Source organism: Sphingomonas sp., from assembly GCF_042096255.1.
Lineage (GTDB): Bacteria > Pseudomonadota > Alphaproteobacteria > Sphingomonadales > Sphingomonadaceae > Sphingomonas.
In genome coordinates this window covers 1-5,545 of record NZ_JBELLZ010000143.1, presented here as the reverse complement: position 1 = coordinate 5,545, position 5,545 = coordinate 1, and the positions used below count along the sequence as shown (strand labels likewise).

Annotated in this window: 8 protein-coding genes and 1 tRNA gene; 5 read left to right on the top strand and 4 right to left on the bottom strand. The window is 68.7% G+C overall.

Going from position 1 to position 5,545, the window contains the following annotated elements; all coding sequences use genetic code 11:
- Positions 1-626 (top strand): M28 family peptidase (locus tag ACFDTH_RS17085; RefSeq protein ID WP_375288762.1); only part of this gene is annotated, 626 nt, incomplete at its 5' end.
- Here ACFDTH_RS17085 and ACFDTH_RS17080 read toward each other — a convergent pair.
- Both ACFDTH_RS17080 and ACFDTH_RS17075 read right to left on the bottom strand, forming a co-directional pair.
- Positions 627-995: a type II toxin-antitoxin system VapC family toxin gene (locus ACFDTH_RS17080; protein WP_375288761.1), complete on the bottom strand. Its 369-nt coding sequence runs from the start codon at positions 993-995 to the stop codon at positions 627-629.
- The gene (locus tag ACFDTH_RS17075; RefSeq protein WP_375288760.1) at positions 986-1,450 is read right to left on the bottom strand and encodes a hypothetical protein; all 465 of its coding nucleotides are present in this window, start codon (positions 1,448-1,450) and stop codon (positions 986-988) included. The genes ACFDTH_RS17080 and ACFDTH_RS17075 overlap by 10 nt, the downstream gene beginning before the upstream one ends.
- Before the next feature lie 46 nt (positions 1,451-1,496).
- Here ACFDTH_RS17075 and ACFDTH_RS17070 point away from each other — a divergent pair, with 46 nt between their 5' ends.
- On the top strand, positions 1,497-2,465 hold the full coding sequence (locus ACFDTH_RS17070) for an agmatine deiminase family protein (protein ID WP_375288759.1): 969 nt from the start codon (positions 1,497-1,499) through the stop codon (positions 2,463-2,465).
- 147 nt (positions 2,466-2,612) lie between these two features.
- On the top strand, positions 2,613-3,461 hold the full coding sequence (gene aguB, locus ACFDTH_RS17065; protein WP_375288758.1) for an N-carbamoylputrescine amidase: 849 nt from the start codon (positions 2,613-2,615) through the stop codon (positions 3,459-3,461).
- 118 nt (positions 3,462-3,579) lie between these two features.
- Here the strand turns inward: aguB and ACFDTH_RS17060 are convergent, their stop codons facing one another.
- A complete protein-coding gene (locus tag ACFDTH_RS17060; protein WP_375288757.1) occupies positions 3,580-4,233 on the bottom strand; it encodes a uracil-DNA glycosylase in 654 nt (217 codons plus the stop codon).
- 22 nt (positions 4,234-4,255) lie between these two features.
- On the opposite strand from ACFDTH_RS17060, the gene folK reads away from it, so the two are divergent.
- The gene (gene folK, locus ACFDTH_RS17055; RefSeq protein ID WP_375288756.1) at positions 4,256-4,756 is read left to right on the top strand and encodes a 2-amino-4-hydroxy-6-hydroxymethyldihydropteridine diphosphokinase; all 501 of its coding nucleotides are present in this window, start codon (positions 4,256-4,258) and stop codon (positions 4,754-4,756) included.
- Positions 4,747-4,822: transfer RNA gene (locus ACFDTH_RS17050), tRNA-Lys, on the top strand. Before folK ends, ACFDTH_RS17050 begins: the two co-directional genes overlap by 10 nt.
- A gap of 10 nt (positions 4,823-4,832) precedes the next feature.
- Here the strand turns inward: ACFDTH_RS17050 and ACFDTH_RS17045 are convergent.
- The coding region (locus tag ACFDTH_RS17045) for an acetyl-CoA C-acyltransferase (protein WP_375288755.1) at positions 4,833-5,545 on the bottom strand (713 nt) is incomplete at its 5' end.

Here is a 5,545-nt window from a genome sequence, read left to right as displayed (position 1 = left end):
ATGCCAACGGCACTGCGGCGCTGGTCGCGCTGGCGGAGGCGAACGTGAAGGCCGGGCCGGCGGCGCGCAGCCAGCTGTTCGTGGCGGTCACCGGCGAGGAATCGGGGCTGCTCGGCTCCGCCTATTACGGCACGCATCCGGTAGTGCCGCTGGCGCAGACGGTGGGGGGCGTGAACATCGACGCGATGTCGATGGCGGGCCCGGCGAAGAACGTGGTGGTGGTCGGCAAGGGCAAGTCGCAGCTCGACGAGTATCTCACCCGCGCGCTCGCCGCGCAGGGCCGCGTCGCCAGCGCCGAGCCGACGCCCGAGAAGGGCTTCTACTATCGCTCCGACCATTTCAGCCTGGCCAAGCATGGCGTGCCGATGCTGTACTTCGATGCCGGCGACGATCTGGTGAAGGGCGGCACCGCGGCGGGCAAGGCGGCGGCCGAGGATTACGAGAAGAACCGCTATCACGGCCCCAAGGACGAATGGGACCCGGCATGGGACTGGTCCGGCGTGGCGCAGGACCTCAACCTCTATTACGCGGTCGGCCGCGCGCTGGCGGAGACCGCGGAATGGCCGAACTGGGTGGCCGGAGACGAATTCCGCGCCATCCGCGACCGGAGCCGCGCGGGGAAGTAGTCAGGCCTCGTCGGAAGAGCAGCCGAGCGCTTCGGCACGTTGACGTAGGCGCTTGTCTCGGGTCCAGAGTTTGGCGTGCGCAACGTACGCGGACGCGAGCAGGTGCGCATCTACGAAGCCGATCCCGGAACTGACCAGCCCATGTATCTCGACGAAGTCGACTAGGTCGCGCTGCGCCAGAACAGTCGCAGGAGGCAGGTTCCGCAACAGCCGAAGCGAGGTCGCTCGATCACGAAAGCTTCCCAGCGCCAGTTCCCCGATTGCATACGAATGCATCAGCACCTCGCCTTGTTGAACCAGCGCGGTCAGCCGCTGGTCGGGTGACCGGAAATGATCTGCCCAAACCGAGGTGTCGACGACTATGCCCACGGGCGTTCCCGGGGCGCAGCTTCGAAATCGGGCATCGAGCCTCCGAGCTTGGCTATCCCGCTCGCGACCTCATGCGCGATGAGCGCGCGCAAGCCGGCAAGTATCAGCGCATCTCGATTGTTCTCGCCCGTCAGTTCGGCTGCCTCGTGAAACAGGCGCTCGGTCTCTGCCCCGTGATCGTCGGCCTCGCTTGTCCGCGTAGCGGCAGCACGCTCGCGCTCGAAGCTTACGCGTTTGCGTTCGAGATCCACCGCCGCCGTCTTCCAGCCAACGCTTCGCCATCCACGCGTCTGGCTGTGCCCGCGCCCCGTCTGGTTCGCCCACCAGGCATTATAGCTGTATGCGCTTTTCGGCAGGGCGCGACCCAGAATGCGTTCCACCTGGGCGAAGGTCGCCTCGCATCGGTCCGTCTTCTGCGTCGAAAGGAAATCGGCTAACGGCTGATAGGAAGACATTATGCTCTCCAATCTTGTATAGTACACATATGAAAGTATGTACTACATGTCAATAGTACCTCCACGCGCTGAATGGGCTCCGCACGCCGCCGTCTGGATCGGTTTCCCCAGCCATCCCGAGCTGTGGGAAGATGACTTGGACCAGGCGCGCGACGAGGTCGCCGCCTTTGCCGCCGCGGTGCATGCGGGCGGGCGCGGCGAGGCGGTGCTGCTGGTCGCAGCCGATGCCGAGGCGGCCGAGGCGGCGCGGCGGCTGGCGCCGTTCGCCGAGGTGGTGACCGAGCCGTTCGGCGACATCTGGCTCCGCGACACCGGCCCGATCATCTCGGGCGACGGCCGCGCGCGCGACTTCCTGTTCAACGGCTGGGGCGGCAAGTACGACCTCGCCGGCGACGACGAGATCGGCGCTCGGCTCGCCCGCAAGCGCGGCATCCCGATCGTGCCGCACGACTGGATCCTGGAGGGCGGCGCGATCGACGGCGACGGCACCGGCTTGGTCGTCACCACCGAGCAATGCCTGCTCAACCCCAACCGCAACCCCGCGCTGAGCCGCGGCCAGATCGAGGCGAAGCTGCGCGCGGACCTGGGCTTCGAGCGCGTGCTGTGGCTGGGCGACGGGCTCGCCAACGACCATACCGATGGCCATGTCGACAACCTCGCCCGCTTCGTCGGCGAAGGGCGGCTGGCGATCCCGGTCGCCGCGGAGAACGATCCGAACTGGCGCGTCTACCAAGACGCTGCCGAACGCGCGCGCGGGCAGGGCGTGAGCGTGGTGCCGGTGCCCTCGCCCGGCCGCGTCATCCGCGACGACGAGATCGTCCCGGCGAGCTACATGAACTTCTACATCGGCAATGCCGCGGTGGTGGTGCCCGTCTATGGTGCGCCCGACGACGCCGCGGCGGTAACCGAGTTCCAGGCGTTGTTCCCGGATCGCACGGTGGTGGGCCTGCGCGCGGATGCGATCCTGACCGGCGGGGGGAGCTTCCACTGCATCTCGCAGCAGGTGCCGGCGTAAGCGCAATCCGTCACCCCGGCCTCGTGCCGGGGTCCACCGTGCTGCAGGCGGTACGCTCTAAGGGTTAAGCGCTGTGCTGCGCGGATCGGTGGACCCCGGAACAAGTCCGGGGTGACGAGTCTGTTCGGGCATCCTACATGCCCGCGCATGACCGAGATCACCGTTGCCGCCATCCAGCTCGCCTTTTCCGCCGACCTGGAGGCGAACATCGCCAAGGTGTCCGAGGCGGTGCGCGAGGCGCATGGCCGGGGCGCGCAGGTGATCCTGCCGCCCGAGCTGTTCGAGGGCGAGTATTTCTGCCGGGTCGAGGACGAGGGGCTGTTCGCCAATGCGAGGCCGGTGGGCGAGCATCGCGCGGTGCTGGCGATGCAGGCACTGGCCGAGGCTTTGGGCGTGTGGATCCCGACCAGCTTCTTCGAGGCCGACGGGCCGCATCATTATAACTCGCTGGCGATGATCGGCCCGGACGGCGAGGTCGCGGGCGTGTATCGCAAGAGCCACATTCCCGACGGCCCAGGCTATGAGGAAAAGTTCTACTTCCGCCCCGGCAATACCGGGTTCAAGGTGTGGGACGGGCCAGCCGCCAAGCTGGGCGTCGGCGTCTGCTGGGACCAATGGTATCCCGAGACCGCGCGCGCGATGATGCTGATGGGCGCGGAGGTGCTGTTCTACCCCACCGCGATCGGCAGCGAGCCGCATGATACCTCGCTTGACACCGCGCGGCTGTGGCGCCGTGCGATGGTGGGCCATGCGGTGTCGAACGTGGTGCCCGTGGTTGCCGCCAACCGGGTGGGGACGGAGCACGGCCAGACCTTCTACGGCACGTCGTTCATCGCCGACGAGCGCGGCGATATCCTCGCCGAGCTGGACCGCGAGGAGGAAGGCGTGATCACCGCGACGCTCGACCTCGACCGGGTGAAGCGCCATCGCGCCGCCTTCGGCTTCTTCCGTGATCGCCGGCCGGAGCTGTACGGGCGGCTGACCGCGGACGTGTGACGGATCAGTTCAGCAGATCGGGTCCTATGCTTCCGTTCGTGCTGAGCGAAGTCGAAGCACTTGGCAGGTGTAACGCGTGCCCTTCGACTTCGCTCAGGGTGAACGGAGATTTGGGGGATTAGCCGTCCCGCATCTCCACCGCCCGGGCGAACACCGCCTCGAACATCGCGGGCGTCAGCTTGCGGGTGTGCTGGTTGTAGCGCGAGCAGTGATAGCTGTCGATCAGCACGCGGCCGCACGGCAAGGTGTGTTCGGCGAGGTGGCCGAACTTCATCGCCGAGGGCTTGCCGCCCAGCGTGCGCACCGCGCTGTCGTGCGCGATGCTGCCCAGCGCGATGAACACGCGGACCTTCGGCAGCGCCGCGACGGGCGCCTCCAGGAAGGGGCGGCAGGTGCGGATCTCCTCGGGCGTGGGCTTGTTGGCGGGGGGCAGGCAGCGCACCGCGTTGATCACCATCGCGCCCGTCAGGTGCAGCCCGTCCGCGGGATCGGCGGTGAAACTGCCCCGGCTCAGGCCGAACTTCGCCAGCGTCGCGTAGAGCAATTCGCCCGCGAAATCGCCGGTGAACGGGCGGCCGGTGCGGTTGGCGCCGTGCTTGCCGGGAGCGAGGCCGACGATCGCCAGCCAGGCGTCGGGATCGCCGAAGGCAGGGACGGGGGCGTTCCACCAGTCGGGATATTCGGCGCGCAACTCCTGGCGGAACGTCACGAGGCGCGGGCAAAGCGGGCAGTCGTGGGGCGGTTCGGTCCGGGGCAGGGGGGACAAGGTCATCGCGCGGCGCTAGGCGGCGCGGGTGGCGAGAACAACCTATGCGATCGCGCTGGGATCGAATCGGCGGGGGCGGCACGGCGCGCCGGCGGCTGAGGTGCGCGCGGCGCAGGCGGCGATCGGCGCGGGCGCGGCGGCACCGGTGTTGGCCAGCGCGCCGGTCGGCCCCTCGATCCGCCGCTTCGCCAACACCGTGGCGCTGGTGGAGAGCGACCTCGCGCCGCCGGAGATGCTGGCGCGGCTGAAGGCGGTGGAGCGCGCCTTCGGGCGGCGCCGCGGGCAACGCTGGGGGCCGCGGGTGATCGACCTCGACATCGTGCTCTGGTCGGGCGGGTCGTGGCGCTCGCCCGGCCTCACCATTCCGCACGCGGCGTTCCGCCAACGCGACTTCGTGCTGCGCCCGCTGCTCGCGCTGGCGCCGGGCTGGCGCGATCCCGCGACCGGCCTTACGGTGCGTCAGCTTTCCAGCCGGTTGACCCGCACCCGGCCGGTCCCTAGGTCCGGCCGCTCTGGTGCGGGTCCGTAGCTCAGTCGGTAGAGCAAGCGACTTTTAATCGAGAGGTCCCGGGTTCGAGCCCCGGCGGACCCACCAGCGCTTCCGCTCAGTCGACCAGCTCGATCGCCACCGCGGTCGCCTCGCCGCCGCCGATGCAAAGCGACGCGACGCCCCTCTTCTTGCCGTGGGTCTTGAGCGCGCCGATCAGCGTGGTGAGGATGCGCGCGCCCGAGGCGCCGATCGGGTGGCCCAGCGCGGTGGCGCCGCCATGGACGTTGATCTTGTCATGCGGGATGCCGAGATCGCGCATCGCGAACATCGCGACACAGGCGAACGCCTCGTTGATCTCGAACAGGTCGACCTCGTCGATTTGCCAGCCCGCCTTCTTCATCAGCGACTGGATCGCGCCGACCGGGGCGGTGGTGAAGGCCGAGGGCTCGTGCGCGTGCGCCGAATGCGCGACAATCCGCGCCACCGGCTTGTGCCCCTTCGCCTCCGCGACGCTGGCGCGGGTGAGCACCAAAGCGGCGGCGCCGTCGGAGATCGACGAGCTGGTCGCGGCGGTGATGGTGCCGTCCTTGGCGAAAGCGGGCTTTAGCGTCGGGATCTTGTCCGGCTTGCCCTTGCCCGGCTGCTCGTCGGTATCGACGGTGACCTCGCCGGCGCGGCTCTTCACCGTCACCGCGACGATCTCGTCCTTGAACGCGCCCGAGGTGATCGCGGCCTGCGCACGGCGCAGCGACTCGATGGAATAATCGTCCTGCGCCTGGCGGGTCAGCTGGTATTCGTTGGCGGTGTCCTGCGCGAAGGTGCCCATCG